We start from the raw sequence: 22,665 nt of genomic DNA on the forward strand, positions 1-22,665 counted from the left end.
CCGCTGGCTGTCCTACTCTACCCGGCCGGTTTCGCGGCTCCAAATCGGGGTCCCCCGATCCGGCCACACCACCCGGTTGCCCCGATTCCGGCCTCCCAACGGCTTTCGCCCTGTTCGTCCGGTTCCCCGTGGCGAAGAGAAAGTTACGCGGTCATGGCCGCTCGACACAAATCAGCTTTCGTTGATGGAACCGAATCGGCCGGCCTGGCGTCGATGTCCGCGAGACACTCCCGATGCCCGGTTCGGCGTGCCAGAGTGGCGGCATGGCAACCGACACGCCCGCCACCAGCCCGGAGGCCGACGCCCTGCTCGGCCAGTTGTTTCCGCTGTGGCACCTGGTCATCGGCGCTTTCGTACTGATCGTGCTCGCGCTCTCGATCCGCCGCCTGGCCGCCCGTGGCCAGACCCGGATGACCACTGCCCTGCTGGTCACCGGCGGCGCCATCGCCGGCCTCACCGCCCTCGGAATCTACTTCGACGCCCGCTGACCGCCCTTTCCACCGGCCACACCACGGCATCACCATCCCCCGGGGCCCCTCCGTCCACCGATGAGCACGATGCGGCCCAGAATCACCGCTGCGCCGCCCGGTGAGGAACCGCGAGACCGGCAGCGACGGGAGTAGGGCGCCGAAGCCGCTCCGGGTTCGGGCGCGGCGATCACGGCCATTCCGATCCACCGACCGCGCCACCAGCCGGAGGCGACGGGGTATGCGCCGCCGCTACGAGATCCGGTGCGGCGGCGCCGCCCTCCCGATCCTCCGATCACGCCACCACCAAGCGGAAGGGACGGGATGGTGGCGCTGCCGCACCGCGCTCCGGTGCGGCGGCGCCGCCTTCCCGATCCACCGATCACGCCACCACCGGCCGGGAGGGACGGGTGCGCGCCGCCGTTCCTCGTTCCGGCGGGGCGACACGGCCGCGCCGCCACCGATCGGAAGCAACGGGGAAGCGCACCGGACCCCTGCGCATTCCGGCGCGGCGGCGTCGACCATCCCGCTCCTCCGCTCACGCCGCGGCCGGGAGAGGTCAGGGGCGGCGCACCCGGAAGTGGGACATCGCGGTCTCCACCTCCTCCTCGGTCAGGTGCCGGCCGGGCAGCGGCGTCGGCGCGTCGCGGCGCGCGGCGAGGCCGTCGCGGAGGATGGTCAGGTAGCGCAGCCAGATGTCCGGGCCGACCGGCCTGCTGTAGTCGGCCACGGCCCCGATCATGACCATCAGCACGGGTACGTCCGAGGGCTCCAGATCCTCGCGGAGGACACCGGCGGCCTTGGCGCGGTCGAACAGCCGCGTGACGGCCGGGGTGAGCCGCTCGCGGACCAGGGTGACGCGGTCCCCGGAGTATCGGCCGCCGAGCATCACCTCACGCAGCCCGCGGTCGCCGGCCTGGAGGTCGGCGAGCATGCGGAACCACCGGTCCAGCGCCACGGCGGGGTCGGGTTCGTCCGCCGCGGCCTCGGCGACCTGCGCCAGCCAGGCCATCTTCGACTCGAACAGCGCCTCGACCAGCGCGTCCTTGGTGGGAAAGCGCCGGTAGACGGTGCCGACGCCGAGACCGGCGTGGTGGGCGACATCGTCGAGCGTCACATCGAGACCCTGGGCGGCGAACAGCTCGCGGGCCGCCTGGAGGATCCGCTGCCGGTTCAGCTCGGCGTCCCGGCGCAGCGGTTTGGCGGACATGTGACGAGTCTAGCAATAAGTGGAGATGGCGCCTCAACTTGGCGTTAAACTGGAGGCGACTTCTCCAGTTACCGTTAGGGAATCCCATGACCGACCCGGCCCACGGCCGCCGCTGGCTGATCCTCGCCGTGCTCGGCGTCGCCCAGCTCATGGTGGTACTCGACGCCACCATCGTGAACATCGCGCTGCCGACCGCCCAGCGGGACCTCGGCTTCTCCGACGCCGACCGGCAGTGGGTCATCACCGCGTACGCGCTGGCCTTCGGCAGTCTTCTGCTTCTCGGCGGCCGGATCGCCGACCTGTTCGGCCGCAAGACGACCTTCCTGACCGGCCTCGCCGGATTCGCCATCGCCTCAGCGCTCGGGGGCGCCGCGCCGACCTTCGAGATCCTCGTCGCCGCCCGGGCGCTTCAGGGGATCTTCGGCGCGCTGCTCGCCCCGGCCGCCCTGTCGCTGCTCACCACCACGTTCACCGACCCGTCCGAGCGCGGCAAGGCGTTCGGCATCTTCGGCGCGCTCGCCGGTGGCGGTGGCGGCATCGGCCTGCTGCTCGGCGGCGTCCTCACCGAGCACCTGTCCTGGCGATGGTGCCTCTACGTCAACCTGATCTTCGCGGCCGCCGCGTTCGCCGGTGGCGTCGCGTTCCTCTCCCGGCAGCGGCCCGCCCACCGGCCCACGCTCGACATCCCCGGCGTGATCACCGTGTCGGCCGGCCTGTTCGGCCTGGTCTACGGGTTCGCCAACGCGGAGACCGAGGGCTGGTCCGACCCGAGCTGCTGGGGCTTCCTGGCCGCGGGCGTGCTCCTCATCGCCGTCTTCGTCGGCCTGCAGACCCGGGTGGCGCACCCGTTGCTGCCGCTGCGCGTGATCCTCGACCGCGGTCGCGCCGGCTCCTACATCGCCGTGGCGGTCTCCGGCGCGGGCATCTTCGGCGTCTCGCTGTTCCTGACCTACTACCTCCAGGCCGTCCGCGGGTACAGCCCGGTCGAGACCGGGCTGGCGTTCCTGCCCCAGATCGGCGGCACCATGCTCGCCGCGACCACCGGCAACGCCGTCCTGGTCCGCCGGTTCGGCGCCCGTCCCCTGGTCACGCTCGGCATGGTGCTGTCCGCGCTCGGCATGGCCTGGATGACGCTCCTCGAGGCCGACTCCGGCTACGCCGCCCACGTGCTGCCGCCGCTGGTCACCCTCGGTATCGGCTTCGGCCTGATCATCGCCCCCGCGATGAGCTCCGCCACGTCCGGCGTCGACCCCGCCGACGCCGGCGTCGCCTCCGCCACCGTCAACACGTCCCAGCAGGTCGGCGGGTCGATCGGCACCGCCCTGCTGAACACGCTCGCCGCGTCCGCCGCGTCGGACTACCTGACCGGCCGCCAGCCGACCGCCGAAGCGGTGATCCAGTCGCAGCTGGCCAGCTTCCACACCGCCTTCTGGTGGACGGCCGCCTTCTTCGCGATCGGCGCGCTCACCTGCGGGCTGCTCCTCCCATCCGGCCGCCCGATCCACAACCCGGACGCCGAACCCGCACTGGTCCACTGACCGATATCCCGGAGAGCCCAGCGCGGCCCGCGGTGGCGCGGGCCGCGGCCGGGGACCGGGCCACCGCGGGACCGGCGGCTTGGGACCCACCGCGGGACCGGCTCCGGCGCGGTGACCGGAGCGGAGCGCTAGCGGAGTCGGAGGACACCGCGCGGTTTGCCCGCGGGAGCATGCGGAAAGCGACCTCGCCGGGAGCGGGAAGAGGAAAAGGGGTTAGATCCTGCGGTTGGCCAGGCTGGGCAGCTCGAGGCGGATGGTCTCGAGGCGGTCGAGGTCGAGGTCGGCCACGGCGATCGTGGTGGTGTCGGGGGCCTGGGCGAGGACGGTGCCCCACGGGTCGATGATCATGCTGCGGCCGAAGCAGGTGCGGGCGGGCTCGTGGTTGCCGATCTGGCCGGCGGCGAGGACGTAGCACTGGTTCTCGATGGCGCGGGCACGGAGCAGGATCTCCCAGTGGTCGCGGCCGGTGTGTGCCATGAAGGCGGCGGGGACGACCAGGAGCTTCGCGGCGCCGTCGTCGGCGAGGCGGCGGTAGAGCTCGGGGAAGCGTAGGTCGTAGCAGATCGACAGGCCGAGCGGTACGCCGTCGATGTCGACCACGACGGGGGTGTCGCCGGGCGCGACGGTGCGGGACTCGTGGAACGAGACCTTGCCGGGGATCTCCACGTCGTAGAGGTGGATTTTGCGGTACGCCGCGGCCAGCTCGCCGGAGCGGTTGAAGACGAGGCTGGTGTTGTAGATGTGGTCGGCGTCCGGGCCGGTCTCGTGGAAGGAGCCGGCGTGCACCCAGATGCCCAGCTCGCGGGCGACGTCGGCGAAGAACGTGCCGTACTCGCCGTCGACCGGCTCGGGCTTGGGAGCGCCTGAGGCGGGGCCGAGATAGTCCGTGTACTCCGGGAGGACGGCGAGGTCGGCGCCGGCGTCCGCGGCGCGGGTGAGCAGGTCACGCGCCATGGCGAGGTTGGCGGAACGGTCTTCCCGGGCGTTCAGCTGACACACGGCGACTCGCATGAGGCCGAGCCTACGACGTGCCGGGCGCCGCTACCAGAGGCGTCTGGAGGATCGCCTCGGCCCCGGCGGGGGTGAAGCCGGCGGCGAGCAGCGCGCGGGTGCTGGCGGCGTTTCCGGGCGCGACCTGGGCCCAGACGTGCGCGTCCGGCGGGATGAGGTGGCGGGCGGCGGTGACCAGGGCGCGGCCGAGGCCGGCGTCGCGGTGCGCGGGGTCGACCTCCATGGAGAGCTCCCACCGGCCGGCGAGGCCCCGGCCGACGGTGAGCAGCCCACCGGTGGCGGCGTAGACGTGGACGTGGTCGCGGTATCCGACCGCGTGCCGTACCCGCGGATGGGTGTGATCCTGGATCTCGGCGAGCGGGACCGGCGGCGGGCCGGGCAGCGCGGACGCGACCAGCAGCTGGTCGATGTTGTTGACGCGGCGGCCCAGGTGGCGTTCGAGCGCGTGCAGGAACGGTGGGTTCATCGGCTCGGAGAACTCGTCGCCGGTGTCCGGGAGGTGCGCGTTCACCCAGTCGAGCGTGACCGGGGCGGCGATCACCACCCGCGCGGGGAACGAGAGCACGGCGAAGTCGCGCGCGGACGGTGCCGGGACGATCTCCAGGAACGGCTCGGGCGGCAGCCGGCCGCCGCGGGCCACGTGGTCGAGCAGGGACGACAAACGCCCCGGCGAGATCGCCGGGGCGTTTCGGTCGTGCGTGGCGGTCAGGCCGACTTCTCCTCGCGCTCGCGGCGGGCGCGGCGGCCCGTGAACTCGCGCGGGACGATGGTCGGATTGACGTTCTCCAGGACGACGCCCTTGGTGATGAGCACGCGGGCGGCGTCCGGGTTCGACGGCACCTCGTACATCACGTTCTGCAGGACCTCCTCCATGATGGCGCGGAGGCCGCGGGCGCCGGTGCCGCGGAGCATGGCCTGGTCGGCGATCGCGTTGAGCGCCTCCTGCTCGAACTCCAGCTCGACGCCGTCCAGCTCGAAGAGCCGCTGGTACTGACGGACGAGCGCGTTGCGGGGCTCGGTGAGGATGCTGACCAGGGCCTCGCGGTCGAGGTTGCGCACCGTGGTGAAGACCGGGAGGCGGCCGATGAACTCCGGGATGAGCCCGAACTTCAGCATGTCCTCCGGCATCACCTTGGACATGATGTCGTCGGTGTCCCGGTCGCGGATCGAGCGGAGGTTGGCCCCGAAGCCGACGCCGCCGGCGCCGATCCGGGACTCGACGATCCGGTCCAGGCCGGCGAACGCGCCACCGCAGATGAACAGCACGTTCGTGGTGTCGATCTGGATGAACTCCTGGTGCGGGTGCTTGCGGCCGCCCTGGGGCGGAACGTTCGCCGTCGTACCCTCGAGGATCTTCAGCAGGGCCTGCTGGACGCCCTCGCCGGAGACGTCCCGCGTGATCGACGGGTTCTCCGACTTGCGGGCGATCTTGTCGACCTCGTCGATGTAGATGATGCCGGTCTCGGCGCGCTTGATGTCGTAGTCAGCGGCCTGGATCAGCTTGAGGAGGATGTTCTCCACGTCCTCGCCGACGTAGCCGGCCTCGGTCAGCGCCGTGGCGTCGGCGATCGCGAACGGGACGTTGAGCATGCGGGCGAGCGTCTGCGCCAGGTGCGTCTTGCCGCAGCCCGTGGGGCCGATCAGCATGATGTTCGACTTGGCGAGCTCGATCTGCTCGCTGCCGGAGCCGGGGGCGCCGTTCGCCTCCGCCTGGATCCGCTTGTAGTGGTTGTAGACCGCGACGGCGAGCGCGCGCTTGGCGCTCTCCTGTCCCACCACGTACTGATCCAGGAACTGGACGATCTCCATCGGCTTGGGAAGCTCTTCCCACTTCACCTCGCCGGACTCGGCCAGCTCCTCCTCGATGATCTCGTTACAGAGATCGATGCACTCGTCGCAGATGTAAACACCCGGGCCCGCGATGAGCTTCTTGACCTGCTTCTGCGACTTTCCACAGAAGGAGCACTTCAGTAGGTCGCCGCCGTCACCGATCCGTGCCACCTACGCTCTCCCTGCGCTCATCGGCTGGAAACTCCCAACCCTGGCCTGAGGACGACCTGGTCAAACGGCCTTCGCTCAACGATATTCAATCGTCCACCGGACCGCGATGTTTAGCGGTGCGGCCTCGACGTTACCCCCTGCGGGGGCGTTTCTCCGACCCCCAAAACTGGCGTGTCAGAGACCAACCAGGCTAGCGGGTCACCCTCAGTAGAGGTTTGCTGCTTTATGCCCGATTTCAACGCGTACGTTCGGGCGGTCCAGTCGGCCCCAATATGAAGACCAGCCACAGTAACGTACCCGTGGCTGGTCTTCAGCGCGACGCTGGGTCAGCCGGCCGCGCCGACGCCGATCAGGCCGCTCTTCTTACGGTTCGCCAGGACCGTGTCGACGATGCCGTAGTCCTTGGCCTCGTCCGCGGTCATGATCTTGTCGCGGTCGATGTCCTTGGTCACCAGCTCCGCGGAGCGGCCGGTGTGACGCACCAGCATCTCCTCCATCTGCGAGCGCATGCGCAGGATCTCGCGGGCCTGGATCTCGATGTCCGAACCCTGGCCGTAGCCACCCTCGGTGGCGGGCTGGTGGATTATCACCCGCGAGTGCGGCAGCGCCATGCGCTTGCCGGGCGTGCCGGCCGCCAGCAGGATCGCGGCCGCGGACGCCGCCTGGCCCAGGCACACCGTGACGATGTCGGGGCGCACGTACTGCATGGTGTCGTAGATCGCCGTCATGGCGGTGAAGGAGCCGCCGGGCGAGTTGATGTACATGGTGATGTCGCGGTCCGGGTCCGTCGACTCCAGCGTCAGCAGCTGGGCCATCACGTCGTTCGCCGAGGCGTCGTCCACCTGGACGCCGAGGAAGATGATCCGGTCCTCGAACATCTTGTTGTACGGGTTCGACTCCTTCACCCCGTACGACGTGCGCTCGACGAAGGACGGGAGAACGTACCGGTTGTGCACCGGAGCGAACCGCGGGGGCAGTGCCATGTCCGTCATTGTCGCCTTCCTCAGTTCAGCGTTCCGGCGCCCGTGGGGACCTGCGTCGCCCCGGTGATCACCTTGTCGATGAAGCCATAGTCCTGAGCCTCCGCGGCCGTGAACCAGCGGTCCCGGTCCGAGTCGGCCTCGATCGTGCTCTGCGACTGCCCCGTGTGGAACGCCACGCGCTCCTGGAACATCCGCTTCGTGTACAGCATCTGCTCCGCCTGGATCGCGATGTCGGCGGCGGTGCCGCCCACGCCACCGGAGGGCTGGTGCATCATGATCCGGGCGTGCGGCAGCGCGTACCGCTTACCCTTCGTCCCGGCGCAGAGCAGCAGCTGGCCCATGGAGGCCGCCATGCCCATCGCGACGGTCGAGACGTCGTTGTCGATCCACTGCATGGTGTCGTAGATCGCCATGCCCGCGTAGACCGACCCACCGGGCGAGTTGATCCAGAGGTTGATGTCGCGCTCCGGGTCCTCCGCCGCGAGCAGCAGCAGCTGCGCGCAGATGCGGTTGGCGACCTCGTCGGTCACCTCGCTGCCCAGAAAGACGATCCGCTCCTTCAGCAGCCGGTTGTAGACCGAGTCGTCGAGGCCACCGGCGAGGTTTCCGCCACCCCTTGCCAGAGGCGACGCATGGAGATGCAAGTCGGTCATGGCAGCCCTTCGCTGTTAGTCCGTCGTAGGACCGACCCTAGCCCGTCGTAGGGGCACTTCGGCCGCTCATGGGGCACTGTTCGCTGTAAGCGCACGCCTCCCCGCTTCTTTCTCCCATGAGCAGAAAGGTCTTGCTCCCATGAGCAGAAAGGCCGCCGCGGCAGTGCCACGACGGCCTTTCCCACGCGTCCGTCAGTGCACGTGGTGGTGCTCGTCCTGGATCGCCTCGAGCGTCACCGGGTTGCCGGCCGTGTCCTTGATCGTCACGCGCTCCAGCACGATCTGCAGCGCCTTGCCGCGACGCACGTCACCGAAGACCGCCTGCGCCTCACCGGAGCGGGCGAGCTGGTCGTAGTACTGCTGCGGCTGCATGCCGGCGCGCTGCGCGCGGTGCATGATCTCGTGGCCGAACTCGTCGTCGGAGACCTGCACCTGCTCGGCCTCGGCGATCGTGTCCAGCAGCAGCTGGATCTTGACGCCCTCGGTCGCGGCCTCCTGCAGCTCGGTGTCGATCTGCTCCTCGGTCTTCTCCTCCGAGGCCAGGTAGTCCTCCAGCGAGGCGCCGATCCGCTCCAGCTGGTCGGTCATCGCCTCCTTGCGCTGCGCCACCGCGTCCTTCACGACGCCCTCCGGCGCCGGGATCTCGGCCGCCTCGACGATCTGCGCGAGCACCTTGTCCCGCGCCGCGTAGATCTGCTCGACCTTCTTGACCCGGGTCACCCGCTCGCGAACGTCGTTCCGCAGCTCCTCGAGCGTGTCGAACTCGCTCGCCAGCTGCGCGAACTCGTCGTTCAGCTCCGGCAGCTCCTTCTCCTTCACGGTACGCACCGTGGTGGAGACCTCCGCGTCCTGACCGGCGAAGTCGCCGCCGACCAGCTTCGTGGTGAACGTGGCGGACTCGCCGGCGGACAGGCCCACCAGCACCTCGTCCAGGCCCGGCAGCAACTGCTGCGAGCCGACCTCGTGCGAGATGTTGGACGCGGAGCCGCCCGGCACCTCCACGCCGTCGACCGTCGCGTTCAGGTCCAGCTGCACGTAGTCGCCCTCGGCCGCCGGCCGCTCGACCGTCTTCAGCGTGGCGAACCGCTCCCGCAGGTTGCTCACCTGCTCGTCGATCTCGCTGTCGCCGATCACCAGCTCGTCGACCTCGACCTCGATGCCGGACAGATCCGGGATCGTCAGCTCCGGCCGCACGTCGACCTCGGCCGTGAACTTCAGCGGCTCGTTGTCGGCGAACTCGGTCACGTTCACCTCGGGGCGGCCCAGGAGCTTCACGTCGTGCTCCTGCACGGCCGCGAACAGCTGCTGCGGGATCGCCTCGTTGACGGCCTCGTTCAGCACGGCCTCACGGCCGACGCGCTGATCGATCACCGCCGCCGGGATCTTGCCGCGGCGGAAGCCGGGGATCTGCACCTGAGACGCGATCTCCCGATACGCCTTCTTCAGGCTCGGCTCGAGCTCGGCGAACGGCACCTCGATGGCGAGCCGCACCCGAGTCGGGCTCAGAGTCTCGACGGTGCTCTTCACAGGCGTACTCCTTGATGGATCTTGGGTGATGTGCGGCGTGTCCGCTGTCTGGGCGTCTGCGCTCTGTCTGCGGTCTGCCACTGTTTCATCTGCAGACACGCCGGCGTTACGCGCCGTCGCTCTCGCGAGTTTAGGCCGTCGTCGCGGCACGCTCGCGCCCGGGCTTGAAACCCCGTCCGTCCAGTCGTCGGGGTGGCGGGATTTGAACCCACGGCCCCTCGCTCCCAAAGCGAGTGCGCTACCAAGCTGCGCCACACCCCGTGGCGCTTCGAGTGTAAGCGCCGGGAGCCCGCGACGGATCGGCGGCCCTCGGCTCGCGGGTGGTTCGGTGTGGCGTGCGGGATACCCGCTTGGGAAGATCAGGAAGAGTGGGTAGTCTAGGGCGGCACGTGATGCACGCGGACGTAGCTCAATGGTAGAGCCTCAGTCTTCCAAACTGATTACGCGGGTTCGATTCCCGTCGTCCGCTCCACTTGGGGTCTCTGTGTCAGCGGAAGGCGCTGACCAGGGCGTTCCGCATAAAACCTGGGGGCCGAGCCCCCAGACCCCCACGGTCCGGATGCTTGCGTTCCGGCGTGGTTGATCTTGCGTGCCCCAGGCGTGCCCCAAACGTGCCCCTAGGCCTCAGCGGTGGGCTTTCGCTTGGGCTTCTTCTTCGGCTTCTTGGGCTTGGTGGCCTTGGCGATTCGCTTGTCCATGTCTTCGGCGATCTCGCGGTCGCGCTCGTTGGTGGCGTGCTGGTAGATCAGTGCGGCGCGCATGCTGGACTGGCCCATCCGGACCATCAGCTCGCGCGTGCTCGCTCCCGTTGACGCGGCGAGTGTGTTGCCTGTGTGGCGTAGGTCGTGGAAGTGGAAGCCGGTGGGCATCTCCGCCTTCTTGAGCGCGGTCTCCCATTTCACCGCCCGTCGGAAGTTGCCGGTGCGCAGCAGCGCGCCCTTGTCGCCGGTGAAGATCAGTGCCTCGTCGTCGGCGTCGACGTGCTCCTTGAGGTGTTCCTCCAGTGCAGTCCGTGCGATTGCCGGAAGAGTGACGACGCGGCGGCCGGCCGCGGACTTCGGGGGGCCGAAGACGAGTTCGCCCTTGAGTGCGGCGAGCTTGCGGTGGATGCGCAGCGTGCCGTTGGCCGGGTCGTAGTCCGCGCGCCGGAGCGCCACCAGCTCACCCCACCGGGCGCCGGAGAATGCTGCCGTGACGACCAGCGCGGCGAACCGGGGCGGCATCTGTGCGGCGAGCGCGAGCACCTGGGCGACGGTGGCGGTCGGGCGTTCGGGGGTGTGATAGCGGCCATAGCCGGGGATGCGGCACGGGTTCTGCCGAATGATCTCGTCCTCCTTGATCGCGGTGTTGAGGATCGCGCGCAGCAGGGAGTAGGCCTTGACCGCCTGAGGCTCGGTGGTGCCGTTGGCGAGGAGCTTGCTGCGCCAGGTGCGGATGGAAGCGGGCGTGAGCGCGCCGAGTGGCGCGGCGCCGAGGATCGGCACGATGTGCAGGCGGAAAAGATCCTCATAAGCCTCGCGGGTACGGGGCTGGAGCTTGCGTTCGGCGATCCAGCGCTTGCCGTAGACGGCGAGACGGATTTCCTGCTGCTCAGGTGGCTGCCACGCGCCCTTCAGAATTTCGGCCTCGATGACGGTCAGCCAGGCCGTTGCCTCGCGCTCGGTGAGGAACGTGTTCGGCGCGTCACGGCGGATGCCGTCCGGGCCGCGGTAGCGGGCCTGGATGCGGCCGGAGGGGAGCTTGCGGATGCTGCCGAAACGACGGCGGCTGTTGTCCTTGTCCTTGGCGGGCATCAGGCGGCACCTCGCAGCCAGGCGCGGATCGCGGCACGGTCGGTGGGCTCGATCCGCTGGGCGCGGATGTAGGCCTCCACGTCCGCGGGCTCGAAGCGGACCAGGCGGCCGACCTTGACGTAGGCGATGCGGCGCTCGGAGACGAGACGGCGCACGAATCGGGTGGTGGACTTGAGGCGAGCGGCGACCTCGATCGGGGTCAACAGCTCTTCAGCCATTCGGGTACCTCCTTGACGGTTCATGCGGCCTGGTTCTGGGCTGTGGCGAGTTGGGAGCGCCATCGAATGCGGGCTGAGACGGCGCGGAGGACGCGGTGTTCGAGCGGTGGCACGTCGGGGTCGTCCGGGCGGGCCAGCTCGAAGCGGAACCGCTTCGGGTCCTCCTCGGCTGCCGGTTGGCTGTCCTCGGTGTCGGCGAGGCCGCCGGCCAGGACGGCGCGGACCCAGGAGCGGTTGTCCGCGCGGTGGTCGGCGAGGGTCTTGCCGGACCATTGCCGGGAGACGAGGACGCGGCGGCCGGTGAAGCCGAGCGTCGAGCGCTGGTGGACCTTGCCGGTGCAGCGGCCCGGTGTGAGGCCGGCTTTGGCGCCGTCCGGTTGGACGTTGTAGAGCAGCCAGTTCGCGCAGGTCGGGGAGCACGGGAGCGTGGACAGCTCGGCGTGGAGCCGGTCGAAGTGCGCGCGCTGCGGGTCGGTTTTCGGGGTGGCGTGCTCGGTCAGGTCCTTGGTGACGTACTTCGTCACGTACCGGATGGCGCGCTCGGCGTCCTTGGTGCCGGACTCGATCCCGCGTGCGTCGATCCGGCCGAGCCGGGCGACGTAGGCGGGGTCTTCGTCGATCGCGTCCAGGGCCTCATCCCACGTCGGGAGCGGGGCGCGGGTCTTCGGGTCGACGTAGGCCGTCTGGTCGGCATCCCAGACCGGGGGCTTGCCGACCGTGTACGTCGCGCGGTCGAACGGCGGCCACCACACCTGGTGGTAGGTGGCCGCCGCGACCTGCTTGAGCAGCCGCCGCGGGATCGTGCCCCGGATCGCGAAGTGCGCGTGCGGGGCGAGACGCCGTTGCAGCTCGACGGCACCGGCGTATTGAACGTTCCAACCCGCCGCCCGCCGGAGGTTCTGCCACCAGCGGTCCATCACCCGGGCGAAGTGGATCGCGTCGAGTGCGGCCCGCCGGTAGTCGTAGGTGTCCGGGTCGACCGGTGTGCCGAGTTCCGGGTCGTACTGGCCGTGCCGGGCGCCGCACTCGCACGGCACGACGTAGGCGCCGCGCCGGATGTGCGAGTGGACCGGCCCGTGCGAGTCGAGGGTCAGCGTGACGAGCATCGACGGCCGGTACGTCTTGCCCTCCCGTCCGGCGAAGGCGCGTCCGACCGTGCGCCCGTCGACCGGCAGGCGCGGGAGATCCGGGGAGTCTTGCCGTCGCTTCGTCGATCGCTTCCGCCGCGGGCGCTCGTCGCGGTCGCGTGGGGTGAGGTGCCCGCGGAGGTTCGTCTCGGCCAGCAGTTCGTCAGCCTGCGCGATCTGCTCGTCCAGCGCGGTGATCTGCGCGGCGCGCGCGTCCGGCGTCATCGGCCGGTAGTTGACCGCCTCCCGGTCGAACTCCAGATGCGCCCGCCGCGCCACGAGGTCGAGCACATCCGCCGCGGGCGGGTCCGGGTCGATCGCGGGCTCGTCCGCGAGGTGCCAGCCTTCCCGGATCTGCTGAATCCGCAGCCGCCGGCCGCGCTCGGCGCACGGCTTGCACTTCGCGGCGAGGGTCGCCCCACACGGCACCTCCACGATCTCCGTGACGCCGGTGAACGTGTCGGTGCGGCGCAGGACGACCGGGCGCACGCAGACGCCGTTGTTCTCGGCGAGCTGCCGCAGCGCGTCCTTGGCGAGCGGCTGGCGCATCCGCGCGGCCAGCGAGCCCGGCCGAGGCTCGTCGGCGGCGACCGGGATCAGCGTCGGCTGCGTCATCGCGTCACCTCCGCGTCCGGGCGGGTGAAGGCGAGCGCGGGCACCGGCACCAGGCCGGGCCGCTCATTCGTGACGCGCGGTTCCGGCGCCGGAGGCGCGGGAGCCTCAGCGGTCGCCGCCGGCTCGGTCGGCCCCCACGGCGCCGCCCCCGTGGCCTTCACCGGGGCCGCGGGCATGGCCGGCTTTCCGGAGAGGACGAGCTTGGACAGGCCCATGAACGCCAGCGCGGGTACGGCCGACAGCAGCCAGCCGGAGATGCCCGGCTTGGCGACCGCGAGCTGTGCCGACAGCGACAGCGCGACGCCGCAGACGAGCAGGAACATCGGGTAACCGATCGAGCGGCCCGCGCGCCGTCGCGCCCGGATCGTCAGCAGCGCGGCGATCGGGAGGAGTTCGGAGATCGCGGCGTTGGCCCAGCCGAACCAGTCCGGCGTACCGGCGGGGCTGTTGTCCATGGTCCAGTCGTGCACGTGCGTGAACGACGCGGCACCGGCGAGCGTGCCCACGGTCAGCAGGATGAGGACCAGGACGACGCCCTCGAAGCGCTCGGCGCGGCTCACCGCTCCCCCTCCACGATCTCGCCCTCGACGACCTGCGCGTATCCGTACCGGCGGCAAAGGTCTTGAATGTCGCTGTCGGAGTGGTAGGCGAACCGGACCCGGACCGGCTCACGCACCCCGTCCAGCGCCACGTAGGCGACGCCGGGTGAGGTTTCCGGGATCTCGTCAGCCAGCGCGCCCCGGTTGCGGGCGCCGTCGCCGAGGATGAGGTCGACCTGCTCGGCCTCGGTGAGCCGGAGCGCGATCCGGGTCGGGAACAGGTCGCGGAACGGCAGCACCTCCTTACGCGGGTCCTGAAGCGCGGCGATCACGTGGACGCCGACCGCGCGTCCCTGGGACAGCAGCAGCGACAGCGACTCACGGATGCGGTCGCGGACCTTGCGATCGGAGATGTACGAGGTGAGCGCGGCCAACTCGTCGATCACGATGACGATCAGCGAGTCGCCCGGGGTCGGGGTGTGCTGGCGGGTGACGCCGCGGAGCCGGTTGGCGCGTGCCCGCATGCGCACCACCGCGTCCTCCAGGGCGCCGGCCATCGTCTCGGCGGTGTCGTAGACGAAGCGGGTGAACAGCGGCAGGCCGCCGGCCAGCTCCATGCCGCCCTTCGGGTCGAAGACCCACAGCTCGACGAGCCGCTGCTGGATGCCGCCGGCCAGCGCGGCGATCAGCGCCCAGATCACCGAGCCCTTGCCCGCGTTCGTCGCCCCACCGACGAGCACGTGCGAGCCCGCCAGGCGCAGCGCATACGGGTCGCCGTTCTCCTGGACGCCGAGCGGCAGCCGCTCCAGGTCGAGGCTCGTCGGCACGGGCAGCGGCGCAATCGTCGTGGCCAGGGGGTCGCGGCGCAGGAAGACCAGGACGATCCGGTCGGGACGGCGGTGCGTGCGGGCACGGCCGTCCCGGACACGGAACGTGTACGCCAGGCGCGGCGCGGCCTTGCCCCAGTCGTCCGGATGCTGGCCGGGCAGCATCCGCACGGTCAGCTCGTCCCCGACCGCGGTCGCGCGAACCTTGACGAGCTGCGGCACGTACTTGTCCCCGCCGAACGTGGTCGCCAGCCCGCACGTCGCCATGGCCGGCGCCCAGCCACGCCGGTAGACGAACAGCCGCCGCCACCGGCCCAGCAGCGGCCACCACACGAACCGCCACCAGGACGCCCGGTGCCACCGCCACCACGCGATGCCGGCCGCCGCGAGCGTGGCGAGCACCACAAGGAGCGTCTGCCAGCCGAAGTCGGCCCAGATCCAGGCGACCAGCGCGGCCGGGCCGGTCAGCCACCAGAAGCGGACCGCCAGCACCGTCGCGCGGAAGGCGCCGCGGAGCGTCCACCACAGGACGAGGAGCCAGCCGGGCACCCGCCACACGGGCACCCGAACGTTCATCGGCGCGGTGGGGATCTTGTCCCCCGGAATGACGTTGATCAGCGGCATGACGCCGCCCCGGTGCCAGTGTCGGGGAACAGCGCGATCTGATCCGCGTGCTGTGCGGGCTCCGGTGCCGGCCGCCGGCTGTACTGGCCCGGCTTCGTGTTGGCCTCTGGCACGTGCCGGATCATGGTCGGCAGCCACCGGCCCCGGCCGAGCACCGCGCGCATGTCCCCCGGATCGGAGACGTACGGCGCGATGCTGGCGGGGTCGAGGTGGTTGAGCTTCACGATCGTCCGGGCCAGGGAGGCGGCGGCAGCGGAGATCTCCACCAGCGCCGCCACCCGCAGCACATCGACCGGGCACGAGACGTAGACGTGCCGGACGGCCGCGATCCCCAGCGCCGCCAGCTTCCGCACGACAACACGACGCACGGTCACAGCGACCACCGCCACACCGGACGACCCAACCGCGCCCGGCACCGACGACAGCACATCCGCTTCGGATCGAACCGGCGCGGCTTGACCCAGGACTCGCAATACATGCACCACATCGCGGAGACCGTCGACGGCGCACCACAGTGCAGCCCGACGATCGTGAACAGCGTGGCCGTGGTCATCACGCCACCCCCGAACCGCGCAGCCGGGCCGCGGTCTCCCGCGCCGTGACCGCCAGCTCGACCGCTTCCGCGGACCCGACGCGCTCCAGCAGGTCAGCCTTCGCGTCGAACCACGCCGCCCGCTCCAGGTCGCTCGCGCTCCGGTCCGGCATCGCACGCAGCAACGCCGACAGTTGCGCGCCGATCGACTGCATCGGGGCAGCCTCATCTACCGTGGGCTTCACAGCCCCACTCCTTCCAAGGGGTACGGGTTGGCAGCGCGGGGCCGGGCCGAAGTCTTTGGTCGGAGGACGGCCCGCCCCGCGTCAACATCTGCTCAAGCAGCAGCCGCGCCGGGCACGACCCCCGCGGCACGCATTCCGGTAGCGCGCAGTGAATACGCCATCCGCGCCCGGCATTTGCTCGACGACCCGCCACAGCGGTTGCCGTCCACATACGGCGTGATCGTCAGCCCGTCGAACTCCACCGCCGGCGGATAGCCGGGCACGGTCGACGCCGGCGGCACCGGCTGATGCGGCGCCACAACCTTCACCTTCACCTCGGTCGTCCGCCCGAACTTCCCCGCCTCCGGGTCCAGGTCCATCACCTTGACGACCCAGACCCGCTCCCCCGTCTCCTTGTCCCGCGCCTGGTTGTCCGCCTCCCCGCGCCGATCGAAGTCGACCTGCGCATCCACACCCAGGCAGAGCGCCCCGCGCGGAAAGACGTACTCAGACGGCACCGGCACCTTCAACGTCAGCGGAACCACGAACCAGCCTCCTAGCTACACAGCCACCCAAGCGATGACCGCTTATGTAAACAAGCTAGGCCGGCTTGTGCACACAAGCAACGGCGGATCTTCGGAATTTCAGATGATGAGCATCCGGACGGTTACCGACCGATCTGGTTGAGCACTTGGACGACGGCGGCAACCACATCGAACGTCGACGTTGGACCGTCACCGTGCGGCCACAACAGCGACGGCCTGTCCGCACTGGAAGCCAGACGCACAGGCAACAGGGCCGGCCGCGGCTCGGGAGGCTCGATGACCTGTGCGGTGAAGTCGAAGAAGGGCATCCCATCGCGGGCTTCGCGATCCATGGCGAAGACCCGGACGTCCCGAACTGACAGCGCCATCCGCGGGAGCCCGGAGAACGGCTGCAAGCTGATCTCCAACGCGCCCCCGGACCCGGCCAGCGACAGCAAGAGGCGCTCGGTCCCGTACCCCTGGATGCTTTCTACCGCCTCAAGGACGGGCGCGACGACGTGACCGCCGCTCATCCGCGCGATTGCGCGCCATCGTCAGGGCAGCGGATACGCGTCGTCGATCTCATGCCGCGAACCGGGCATCACCAGCACCGACGCCAACACGGCCTCACCCGAGGACTGATACACCGTAATCACGGTGCTGATCACCGGCTCGTCGTCGGGCACGTCGAGAGCCGCGGCCTCGTCCGCCGTAATGCGGCGGGCGGTCAGCCGCTCGATCACGTAGTCGCCGCGGATGCCGCGCGCTTGGGCGATGTGATCGAGCAGGTTGCCCGTGATCGGGATCGGCTTGATGATGTCCGTGCCGACCGCGACATCCACCGGAACGAACGTGGAGACCATGTCGACCGGCCCGGACTCCGACACCGTCCGGCGCCGACGCTCGTAGACCGGCGTGCCCTCCGGGATGTGCAGCGAGGCCGCGATTCGAGGCGAGGCCAGCACCGGCCCCACATGCAGGATCTCGGTCGCTACGGTCTCGTCCAGATACAACGCTTCGCGCGCGTACTGCGGGGAGACGCCGGCGGCGGAGGGCCGGCCACGCACGAAGTGGCCCTTGCCCTGCTGCGACTCGATCCACCCGTCCTGACGCAGGATGCCCAACGCCTTCAGCACGGTCGGCCGCGCGACCCCGAACTCCTTCGCGAGGGTGTTCTCCGACGGCAGCGACGTGCCCGGCGGGTATGTGTCGTTCTCGATGCGCTCACGGATGGTGTTGAGCACCCGCAGGTACTTCGGCGTTGGCACCTCGTACGCGCTCACACACACCCACCCAGCTCCGACAACCCTACTTGACAACACAAGACACTAAACCTGATACGCATGAGCAGGCAAGAACGGTCACGCGTCAGAGGACTCGTCAACCGCATGAACGCCGAACCACTCCGTCCGGACGCCAACCCTGCGAAGCCCGATCAACTGCGGGCGAGTGGCGCCGGGCTGCCGCGATGGCAACCGTGAGTAGCGACCGAACACTCGCAACGCCGCGCGCCGCAGAGGACATGGTCCCTCAAGGTCGCAGACCGGGCACCGCCCGTCGTTGGCGAGATCGGTATGCCGATCCAACTGCCGCTGCGCCTCCCGCAGCTCGGAACGAGCCTCGGCGGTCAGGTAGACCGTCATCGCCCAACCCTCCTCAACGGCCATCGCCCCGGCGCGGCACATCGCAGACCACCGCGGAGCACGAAGACCTCTCGTCGTACGGTCGCTTCACCAGTCACGGGGTCGAGGACGTAGCCGAGAACCCAGGCCCATCCGTCGTAGGTCGCCCTGTCCGACACCGAGATCACCCGCAGAATCAGCGCGTTGGCGCCGTTGAACTGCACCGACGCTTGCCGATCAACGATCAGAACGTCGCCGGCCTTGGGATTCATTACGTCCTCCACCGAAGTCGGATGGCGAAGGACGCCGAGGCGGGCCCTCCTACTCCTGTTGCGAGCCGGGAGAGAGAATCGGCGCGAGCTTGGCCCGCCTCGACGCCACATCAGGACGCGGCTGCTTCCCAGAGCCGCCGCAGTCCAGGCACGGCCGACGAAACGACGCGTCGGCCCGTTCGCAGGTGTAGGCCATCACGCGCATGGCCGACCGCCTGACCACGTACTTCCAGCCGAACCCCCGACACGAGGCACAGACCAGAAACTCCACAGCAGCGGCGGGAAGCGGATGCCCGACCCGCTCGTCCCGATCCGGGCACCGCTTGGAGACACCCGTCTCGATCTCGCTCGCCGACATCCGACCTCCCAGCCACCACCATTAGAGCTAGCCCTATTAGAGCCGTGGCAGGTCCGAAGTGTCAATAGAGCTACCCCTAACAAAGAAACTGGCGCTCCGAGGTGCTAGCTTCAGGGCGCTCGATCGAGGAGGAACCCATGACCACCGGCTACCGCGAGCTGGCAGCCATCCTGCGAACGGCGATCTTGCAAGGCGAGTACGCCGAGGGCACCACGCTGCCCAAGCAGGACGAGATCGCGACGCTGCACGGCGTCAACATCAAGACCGTCCGCCAGGCGGTACGCATCCTCGAAGCCGAAGGTCTCGTGACCCCGGTCCGCCGTCGCGGCACCGTGGTCCGCCCGCGGGTGCCGATGAAGCGCCTCGGTGCCGACCGCTACGCGAAGAGCAAGTGGAAGGGCACCGGCCTGGTCGCGTTCGCTGCCGACCGCGAGGCCACCGGCCGGCCATGGCAACCCGGAGACCAGACCCAGACGGTACGGATGACGACCGCGGACGCCGACATCGCCGAAGCGCTCGGCCTGGAGGTCGGTGATCCGGTCTACGAGAGGGCACGCCTGGTCAAGGAAGCCAACGTCCCGACGCACACCCTGACCAGCTACTACCGCCCGGAAGACGTCGAAGGCACTCCGCTCGTCGACGCGAAGGCCGGCCCGGCCGGCCGCGGTGGCGGTTTCGCCGTCCTCACCAGCCAGGGCCTGGAGCCGGACAACATGACGGAGACAATCCGCGCCCGGATGCCGTCACCCGACGAGATCGAGCAGCTCCAGCTCCCCGCCGGCGAACCGGTGATGATCCTGCACCGCACCACCTACACGGCCGAGGGACGCCCGATCGAGTTCGCCCGCGGCGTCCACGCCGCATCCCGCTTCGCCTGGACCTACCACTTCCAGATCCCCGACTGACCCACGCTCGGAGGCCACGCCATGCCGAACAGCTCCGCCGTCATCCCCGCCGAGATCCGCGAGGATGTCGAGACCCTGTGGAACTACCACCAGATGGGCCACGAACTCCGCCCGACCGACATCGGCATCGGACTGGGCAGCCACGACATCGGCGTAGCCATGATCGGCACTGACCTCTACCACCGCGGCATGTACCCGATCCTGCTCTTCACCGGAGCCAACGCCCCACCCACGGTCGAGGTCTTCCCCCGCGGCGAAGCCGTGCACTATCGCGAGTACGCCCTTGAGCACGGCGTCCCCGACGAGGCGATCCTCATCGAGACCAAGGCACGGCACACCGCCGAGAACATCATCCTGTCCCGCGAGCTGCTGGAAGAGCGCGGCTACAAGGACATCAAGACCGTCACCCTCATGTCCCGCCCCTACCAGCAGCGACGCGGCTACTCCATCACCAAGAAGCACTGGCCCGAGGTCGAGGTCATCTGCGCCTCGCACCCCCTGCCGATCGACGAGTATTTCGCCTTCATCGGCAACGCCAAGAAGGTCATCGACACCATGGTCGGCGACACCCAGCGCATCGACACCTGGGCCGAGGCCGGCTGGGCAATCCCCCAGCCGATGCCCGACTCAGTCCGCGCGGCATACAAGCGCCTCGTGGCAGCCGGCTACACAAGCCGCCTGGTCTGAGGGCTCAAGCTCGAAGCCGGCCTCGCCTGGCCTGTCCCTCTCGCTCCTGGAATCGCAAGGACCACGGGCCGCGCCATCTCCGTGCCCAAGGCGCGCGACATGGACCCGAGCAGCCAGGAGAACTTCTCAAGGTCTTCCTGCACGAGGATCAGCTCCATCACCGGCTCATCAACGTCGACGGCATACGCCTCGAATTCGACGAAGGTCACGTCCGGCAACGATGTGCACCTGAGCAGGCGGATTCCAACCCGAGTACCCAGCGCATCACTCAATTGAATGAACTCCATGCGCGATCGATGCCATGCACCCACCGTTTCCACCCAGCACTCAGCCGGATCACACCAGAGCGGGTGATCGCCGCTCTTCGTTTCCGTCTCGCCTTCAATAATCTCCGCAGACATCAACTCTCCTCAGACAAGGGCACCAGTCGCGGCGGATGCCACGGCTGCCTCGGCACAAGAACTATTTCCGATAGCACCGATCGATGGAATCGCTCCGACTCCCCAAGACCGAAAGTCCGAAGCAGCTAGCCAGTAAGGGAATCCGAGATCATTCATGAGGAACGGCTGTGGTGCACCATGATCGGGGACCAATCACGTACCCCACACCCGACGCTGGTTTCCCTAGGCAGAGAACTGCGGATCGCACGCGAATCTCGCGGCATAACTCAGCAAGAACTAGGCGCAGAGATCCATTTCTCTGACAGCCAGATTTCCGCCGTTGAGACCGGCCGGCGCCTACCCAGCGACGCCCTCGTCCGGCGTGCCGACGAGACACTCGGCACAGCCGGCCTTCTCATCCGCCTCTTGGAAACCGCCCAGGCGACCGCAACCCGAGAGACCCTGCCCGAGTGGTTCCGCCCCTGGGCAGACATCGAGCAGGCCGCCACCACGCTCCGCTCATACCAACCACTCGTCCTGGACGGCCTGCTACAGATCCCCGCCTACGCGCACGCCATGTTCCAGACCGGCGACCCAGCAGCCGACGAGGACACGCTCCAGCGCGCAGTAACGGCCCGCATCGACCGGCAACAGATATTCAGCCGCCCAAACCCACCACGGCTCATCACGATCCTCGAAGAGGCAGTCCTCTACCGCCCCGTCGGCGCCACTCCCGAGTTGATGCGTCATCAACTCGACCACCTAGCCACGGTCGGCCGCACCGGCACCATCGAGATCCACATCCTCCGCACCGAGGTAGGCACACACCGAGGCCTAGCCGGCGCCTTCGCACTCGCCACAATCCCAGGCCATCCTGAGGTCGCGTACATCGACACTCAACTCCGCGGCCTGGTCATCGAGGCCACGACAGACGTTGATGCCATCCACCACATCTGGGAAGGTCTACTAGGGGAAGCCCTTCCTCAACGGCAGTCCCTCAAGCTGATCCAGGAGGCATCAGAGTCATGGACAACTTGACTTGGAAGAAGTCCACCCGCAGCAGCCCCAACGGCGGCCATTGCGTCGAGGTCGCGACAGTATCAAGCGATCACGTCCTGATCCGGGACAGCAAAGCCGTCCCCGGCCCGTTCCTCCGGATAAGCAGCTCATCATGGAGCGCCTTCATCCACACACTCTCGGGCCAGGCGAACAAATAAGACGCTGGTCAGCTCGCACATCTACGGCAAGATCCGACCGCACACCACCGCCATCCACCTCCGCCGCGCAGGCGAGGACGACCTGTTCAGCACGTACGCTTCGAGCTTCGACGCCATCTGGGCGAACGCGACGCCCGCCGAGCCAGCGGCGGAAAGCATGAGCAAGACCGACTACCTCAACGACCCGCGCGCACCGCAGGCCAACTCGCTCGTCGTCGCGGTCGGCGCCGTCGTCCGGGACGACGAGGGCCGGCTGTTGCTCATCCGTCGATCGGACAATGGGTTCTGGGCGTTGCCCGGTGGCGCTCAGGACCTGGGCGAGTCGGTCAGCCAAGCCGTCGTCCGCGAGGTTGAGGAGGAGACCGGCATCCTCGTCGAGGTCACCGGGATCTCCGGCATCTACTCTGACCCCGGCCACGTGATCGCCTACGACGACGGCGAGGTCCGTCAGGAGTTCTCCCTCTGCTTCCACGCCGAGGCGGTCAGCGGTGACATCCGCACCAGCAGCGAGTCCACCTCGGTTGCGTGGATCTCACCTAGCGAGGTCGACAAGCTCTCGATCCATCCGTCGATGCTGCTGCGAATCCGGCACGGCCTAGCCGGCGGACCACCGTACGTCGGTTAGACGCTCTGCAATCGTTCCTACGTCCGGTCCGCAGCCGCAACGCGTTCTGTTCCGTGAACTGCTCACGAAAACGGGCTATAAGAACACCAAAACCGTCACCCTGCCGTCCGCCCCTATTAACAGCGACGCCGCTACTCCATCTGCGCAAAGCATTATCCTGATGTCAATATCTTTTACTACTCAGGC

The 22,665-nt window shown here is 69.0% G+C and carries 27 protein-coding genes and 2 tRNA genes; 8 read left to right on the forward strand and 21 right to left on the reverse strand.

Annotated elements, in window-relative coordinates:
* Positions 1–263: 263 nt before the first annotated feature.
* Positions 264–488 (forward strand): hypothetical protein, encoded by a 225-nt coding sequence (locus J2S41_RS27155; RefSeq protein WP_310371733.1) that lies wholly within the window; start codon positions 264–266, stop codon positions 486–488.
* 538 nt (positions 489–1,026) lie between these two features.
* Here J2S41_RS27155 and J2S41_RS27160 read toward each other — a convergent pair.
* Complete coding sequence (locus J2S41_RS27160; protein WP_310371735.1) at positions 1,027–1,677, reverse strand: TetR/AcrR family transcriptional regulator; 651 nt, start codon at positions 1,675–1,677, stop codon at positions 1,027–1,029.
* 86 nt (positions 1,678–1,763) lie between these two features.
* On the opposite strand from J2S41_RS27160, the gene J2S41_RS27165 reads away from it, so the two are divergent.
* Positions 1,764–3,215 carry an MFS transporter gene (locus tag J2S41_RS27165; protein ID WP_310371737.1) on the forward strand — a complete coding sequence of 484 codons (1,452 nt, stop codon included), beginning with the start codon at positions 1,764–1,766 and terminating at the stop codon, positions 3,213–3,215.
* A gap of 213 nt (positions 3,216–3,428) precedes the next feature.
* Here J2S41_RS27165 and J2S41_RS27170 read toward each other — a convergent pair whose 3' ends face one another.
* From J2S41_RS27170 to J2S41_RS27200, 7 genes are all read right to left on the reverse strand, one after another.
* Positions 3,429–4,226, reverse strand: coding sequence for a carbon-nitrogen hydrolase family protein (locus tag J2S41_RS27170; RefSeq protein ID WP_310371739.1), 798 nt, complete (start codon positions 4,224–4,226; stop codon positions 3,429–3,431).
* Positions 4,227–4,236: 10 nt separating this feature from the next.
* A complete protein-coding gene (locus J2S41_RS27175) occupies positions 4,237–4,887 on the reverse strand; it encodes a GNAT family N-acetyltransferase (RefSeq protein WP_310371741.1) in 651 nt (216 codons plus the stop codon).
* A 44-nt stretch (positions 4,888–4,931) separates the two neighbouring features.
* Positions 4,932–6,227, reverse strand: a complete 1,296-nt coding sequence (gene clpX / locus J2S41_RS27180; RefSeq protein ID WP_307239582.1) for an ATP-dependent Clp protease ATP-binding subunit ClpX — start codon at positions 6,225–6,227, stop codon at positions 4,932–4,934.
* Between the two features lie 326 nt (positions 6,228–6,553).
* Positions 6,554–7,219: an ATP-dependent Clp protease proteolytic subunit gene (locus tag J2S41_RS27185; protein WP_310371743.1), complete on the reverse strand. Its 666-nt coding sequence runs from the start codon at positions 7,217–7,219 to the stop codon at positions 6,554–6,556.
* A gap of 11 nt (positions 7,220–7,230) precedes the next feature.
* Positions 7,231–7,863, reverse strand: coding sequence for an ATP-dependent Clp protease proteolytic subunit (locus tag J2S41_RS27190; RefSeq protein ID WP_310371745.1), 633 nt, complete (start codon positions 7,861–7,863; stop codon positions 7,231–7,233).
* Between the two features lie 192 nt (positions 7,864–8,055).
* Positions 8,056–9,390, reverse strand: coding sequence for a trigger factor (gene tig / locus J2S41_RS27195; protein ID WP_310371747.1), 1,335 nt, complete (start codon positions 9,388–9,390; stop codon positions 8,056–8,058).
* 187 nt (positions 9,391–9,577) lie between these two features.
* Positions 9,578–9,651: transfer RNA gene (locus tag J2S41_RS27200), tRNA-Pro, on the reverse strand.
* Positions 9,652–9,788: 137 nt separating this feature from the next.
* On the opposite strand from J2S41_RS27200, the gene J2S41_RS27205 reads away from it, so the two are divergent.
* Positions 9,789–9,862, forward strand: a tRNA-Gly gene (locus J2S41_RS27205).
* A gap of 145 nt (positions 9,863–10,007) precedes the next feature.
* Here J2S41_RS27205 and J2S41_RS27210 read toward each other — a convergent pair.
* The 12 genes from J2S41_RS27210 to J2S41_RS27265 all read right to left on the reverse strand — a co-directional run bounded on the left by J2S41_RS27210 (position 10,008) and on the right by J2S41_RS27265 (position 18,307).
* Entirely contained in the window at positions 10,008–11,183 is a 1,176-nt protein-coding gene (locus tag J2S41_RS27210) for a tyrosine-type recombinase/integrase (RefSeq protein ID WP_310371748.1), read from the reverse strand.
* Positions 11,183–11,401, reverse strand: a complete 219-nt coding sequence (locus tag J2S41_RS27215) for a helix-turn-helix domain-containing protein (RefSeq protein WP_310371750.1) — start codon at positions 11,399–11,401, stop codon at positions 11,183–11,185. Before J2S41_RS27215 ends, J2S41_RS27210 begins: the two co-directional genes overlap by 1 nt.
* Positions 11,402–11,421: 20 nt before the next feature.
* Positions 11,422–13,143 carry a replication initiator gene (locus tag J2S41_RS27220; protein ID WP_310371752.1) on the reverse strand — a complete coding sequence of 574 codons (1,722 nt, stop codon included), beginning with the start codon at positions 13,141–13,143 and terminating at the stop codon, positions 11,422–11,424.
* Positions 13,140–13,703 carry a DUF2637 domain-containing protein gene (locus J2S41_RS27225; RefSeq protein ID WP_310371754.1) on the reverse strand — a complete coding sequence of 188 codons (564 nt, stop codon included), beginning with the start codon at positions 13,701–13,703 and terminating at the stop codon, positions 13,140–13,142. The genes J2S41_RS27220 and J2S41_RS27225 overlap by 4 nt, the downstream gene beginning before the upstream one ends.
* Positions 13,700–15,133 (reverse strand): FtsK/SpoIIIE domain-containing protein, encoded by a 1,434-nt coding sequence (locus J2S41_RS27230; protein WP_310371755.1) that lies wholly within the window; start codon positions 15,131–15,133, stop codon positions 13,700–13,702. The genes J2S41_RS27225 and J2S41_RS27230 overlap by 4 nt, the downstream gene beginning before the upstream one ends.
* Positions 15,124–15,507, reverse strand: a complete 384-nt coding sequence (locus J2S41_RS27235; protein ID WP_310371757.1) for a hypothetical protein — start codon at positions 15,505–15,507, stop codon at positions 15,124–15,126. The genes J2S41_RS27230 and J2S41_RS27235 overlap by 10 nt, the downstream gene beginning before the upstream one ends.
* A 178-nt stretch (positions 15,508–15,685) precedes the next feature.
* Complete coding sequence (locus J2S41_RS27240) at positions 15,686–15,880, reverse strand: hypothetical protein (RefSeq protein ID WP_310371759.1); 195 nt, start codon at positions 15,878–15,880, stop codon at positions 15,686–15,688.
* A 122-nt stretch (positions 15,881–16,002) separates the two neighbouring features.
* Positions 16,003–16,434, reverse strand: a complete 432-nt coding sequence (locus J2S41_RS27245) for a hypothetical protein (RefSeq protein ID WP_310371761.1) — start codon at positions 16,432–16,434, stop codon at positions 16,003–16,005.
* Between the two features lie 122 nt (positions 16,435–16,556).
* Positions 16,557–16,946, reverse strand: a complete 390-nt coding sequence (locus J2S41_RS27250) for a hypothetical protein (protein WP_310371762.1) — start codon at positions 16,944–16,946, stop codon at positions 16,557–16,559.
* A 21-nt stretch (positions 16,947–16,967) separates the two neighbouring features.
* Positions 16,968–17,696 (reverse strand): GntR family transcriptional regulator, encoded by a 729-nt coding sequence (locus J2S41_RS27255; RefSeq protein WP_310371764.1) that lies wholly within the window; start codon positions 17,694–17,696, stop codon positions 16,968–16,970.
* A gap of 78 nt (positions 17,697–17,774) precedes the next feature.
* A complete protein-coding gene (locus J2S41_RS27260) occupies positions 17,775–18,056 on the reverse strand; it encodes a hypothetical protein (RefSeq protein ID WP_310371766.1) in 282 nt (93 codons plus the stop codon).
* On the reverse strand, positions 18,053–18,307 hold the full coding sequence (locus J2S41_RS27265) for a hypothetical protein (protein WP_310371768.1): 255 nt from the start codon (positions 18,305–18,307) through the stop codon (positions 18,053–18,055). Before J2S41_RS27265 ends, J2S41_RS27260 begins: the two co-directional genes overlap by 4 nt.
* Positions 18,308–18,802: 495 nt before the next feature.
* Here J2S41_RS27265 and J2S41_RS27270 point away from each other — a divergent pair, with 495 nt between their 5' ends.
* Together J2S41_RS27270 and J2S41_RS27275 are read left to right on the forward strand one after the other, a co-directional pair.
* Complete coding sequence (locus J2S41_RS27270) at positions 18,803–19,570, forward strand: GntR family transcriptional regulator (RefSeq protein ID WP_310371770.1); 768 nt, start codon at positions 18,803–18,805, stop codon at positions 19,568–19,570.
* 21 nt (positions 19,571–19,591) lie between these two features.
* Positions 19,592–20,257: a YdcF family protein gene (locus tag J2S41_RS27275; protein WP_310371772.1), complete on the forward strand. Its 666-nt coding sequence runs from the start codon at positions 19,592–19,594 to the stop codon at positions 20,255–20,257.
* On the opposite strand, the gene J2S41_RS27280 is transcribed toward J2S41_RS27275, so the two are convergent.
* Positions 20,236–20,658 carry a hypothetical protein gene (locus J2S41_RS27280; protein ID WP_310371774.1) on the reverse strand — a complete coding sequence of 141 codons (423 nt, stop codon included), beginning with the start codon at positions 20,656–20,658 and terminating at the stop codon, positions 20,236–20,238. The genes J2S41_RS27275 and J2S41_RS27280 overlap by 22 nt on opposite strands.
* A gap of 177 nt (positions 20,659–20,835) precedes the next feature.
* On the opposite strand from J2S41_RS27280, the gene J2S41_RS27285 reads away from it, so the two are divergent.
* From J2S41_RS27285 to J2S41_RS27295, 3 genes are all read left to right on the forward strand, one after another.
* Positions 20,836–21,675, forward strand: coding sequence for a helix-turn-helix domain-containing protein (locus tag J2S41_RS27285; RefSeq protein ID WP_310371776.1), 840 nt, complete (start codon positions 20,836–20,838; stop codon positions 21,673–21,675).
* Positions 21,663–21,854: a DUF397 domain-containing protein gene (locus J2S41_RS27290; RefSeq protein WP_310371778.1), complete on the forward strand. Its 192-nt coding sequence runs from the start codon at positions 21,663–21,665 to the stop codon at positions 21,852–21,854. The genes J2S41_RS27285 and J2S41_RS27290 overlap by 13 nt, the downstream gene beginning before the upstream one ends.
* A 157-nt stretch (positions 21,855–22,011) precedes the next feature.
* Complete coding sequence (locus J2S41_RS27295) at positions 22,012–22,479, forward strand: NUDIX hydrolase (protein WP_310371780.1); 468 nt, start codon at positions 22,012–22,014, stop codon at positions 22,477–22,479.
* Positions 22,480–22,665: the final 186 nt, after the last annotated feature.

It is taken from the genome of Catenuloplanes atrovinosus (assembly GCF_031458235.1).
GTDB classification, from domain to species: domain Bacteria; phylum Actinomycetota; class Actinomycetes; order Mycobacteriales; family Micromonosporaceae; genus Catenuloplanes; species Catenuloplanes atrovinosus.

What these genes read in the sequence shown, in the direction of transcription:
- J2S41_RS27270 (WP_310371770.1), top strand. Translation starts at nt 18,803, where the DNA reads ATGACCACCGGCTACCGCGAGCTGGCAGCCATCCTGCGAACGGCGATC.
- J2S41_RS27160 (WP_310371735.1), bottom strand. Translation starts at nt 1,677, where the DNA reads ATGTCCGCCAAACCGCTGCGCCGGGACGCCGAGCTGAACCGGCAGCGG.
- J2S41_RS27185 (WP_310371743.1), bottom strand. Translation starts at nt 7,219, where the DNA reads ATGACGGACATGGCACTGCCCCCGCGGTTCGCTCCGGTGCACAACCGG.
- J2S41_RS27230 (WP_310371755.1), bottom strand. Translation starts at nt 15,133, where the DNA reads ATGCCGCTGATCAACGTCATTCCGGGGGACAAGATCCCCACCGCGCCG.
- J2S41_RS27265 (WP_310371768.1), bottom strand. Translation starts at nt 18,307, where the DNA reads ATGAATCCCAAGGCCGGCGACGTTCTGATCGTTGATCGGCAAGCGTCG.
- J2S41_RS27285 (WP_310371776.1), top strand. Translation starts at nt 20,836, where the DNA reads ATGATCGGGGACCAATCACGTACCCCACACCCGACGCTGGTTTCCCTA.
- J2S41_RS27275 (WP_310371772.1), top strand. Translation starts at nt 19,592, where the DNA reads ATGCCGAACAGCTCCGCCGTCATCCCCGCCGAGATCCGCGAGGATGTC.
- J2S41_RS27250 (WP_310371762.1), bottom strand. Translation starts at nt 16,946, where the DNA reads ATGAGCGGCGGTCACGTCGTCGCGCCCGTCCTTGAGGCGGTAGAAAGC.
- J2S41_RS27190 (WP_310371745.1), bottom strand. Translation starts at nt 7,863, where the DNA reads ATGACCGACTTGCATCTCCATGCGTCGCCTCTGGCAAGGGGTGGCGGA.
- J2S41_RS27280 (WP_310371774.1), bottom strand. Translation starts at nt 20,658, where the DNA reads ATGTCTGCGGAGATTATTGAAGGCGAGACGGAAACGAAGAGCGGCGAT.
- J2S41_RS27165 (WP_310371737.1), top strand. Translation starts at nt 1,764, where the DNA reads ATGACCGACCCGGCCCACGGCCGCCGCTGGCTGATCCTCGCCGTGCTC.
- J2S41_RS27295 (WP_310371780.1), top strand. Translation starts at nt 22,012, where the DNA reads ATGAGCAAGACCGACTACCTCAACGACCCGCGCGCACCGCAGGCCAAC.
- J2S41_RS27215 (WP_310371750.1), bottom strand. Translation starts at nt 11,401, where the DNA reads ATGGCTGAAGAGCTGTTGACCCCGATCGAGGTCGCCGCTCGCCTCAAG.
- J2S41_RS27210 (WP_310371748.1), bottom strand. Translation starts at nt 11,183, where the DNA reads ATGCCCGCCAAGGACAAGGACAACAGCCGCCGTCGTTTCGGCAGCATC.
- J2S41_RS27290 (WP_310371778.1), top strand. Translation starts at nt 21,663, where the DNA reads ATGGACAACTTGACTTGGAAGAAGTCCACCCGCAGCAGCCCCAACGGC.
- J2S41_RS27240 (WP_310371759.1), bottom strand. Translation starts at nt 15,880, where the DNA reads ATGCAGTCGATCGGCGCGCAACTGTCGGCGTTGCTGCGTGCGATGCCG.
- J2S41_RS27155 (WP_310371733.1), top strand. Translation starts at nt 264, where the DNA reads ATGGCAACCGACACGCCCGCCACCAGCCCGGAGGCCGACGCCCTGCTC.
- J2S41_RS27260 (WP_310371766.1), bottom strand. Translation starts at nt 18,056, where the DNA reads ATGACGGTCTACCTGACCGCCGAGGCTCGTTCCGAGCTGCGGGAGGCG.
- J2S41_RS27220 (WP_310371752.1), bottom strand. Translation starts at nt 13,143, where the DNA reads ATGACGCAGCCGACGCTGATCCCGGTCGCCGCCGACGAGCCTCGGCCG.
- J2S41_RS27170 (WP_310371739.1), bottom strand. Translation starts at nt 4,226, where the DNA reads ATGCGAGTCGCCGTGTGTCAGCTGAACGCCCGGGAAGACCGTTCCGCC.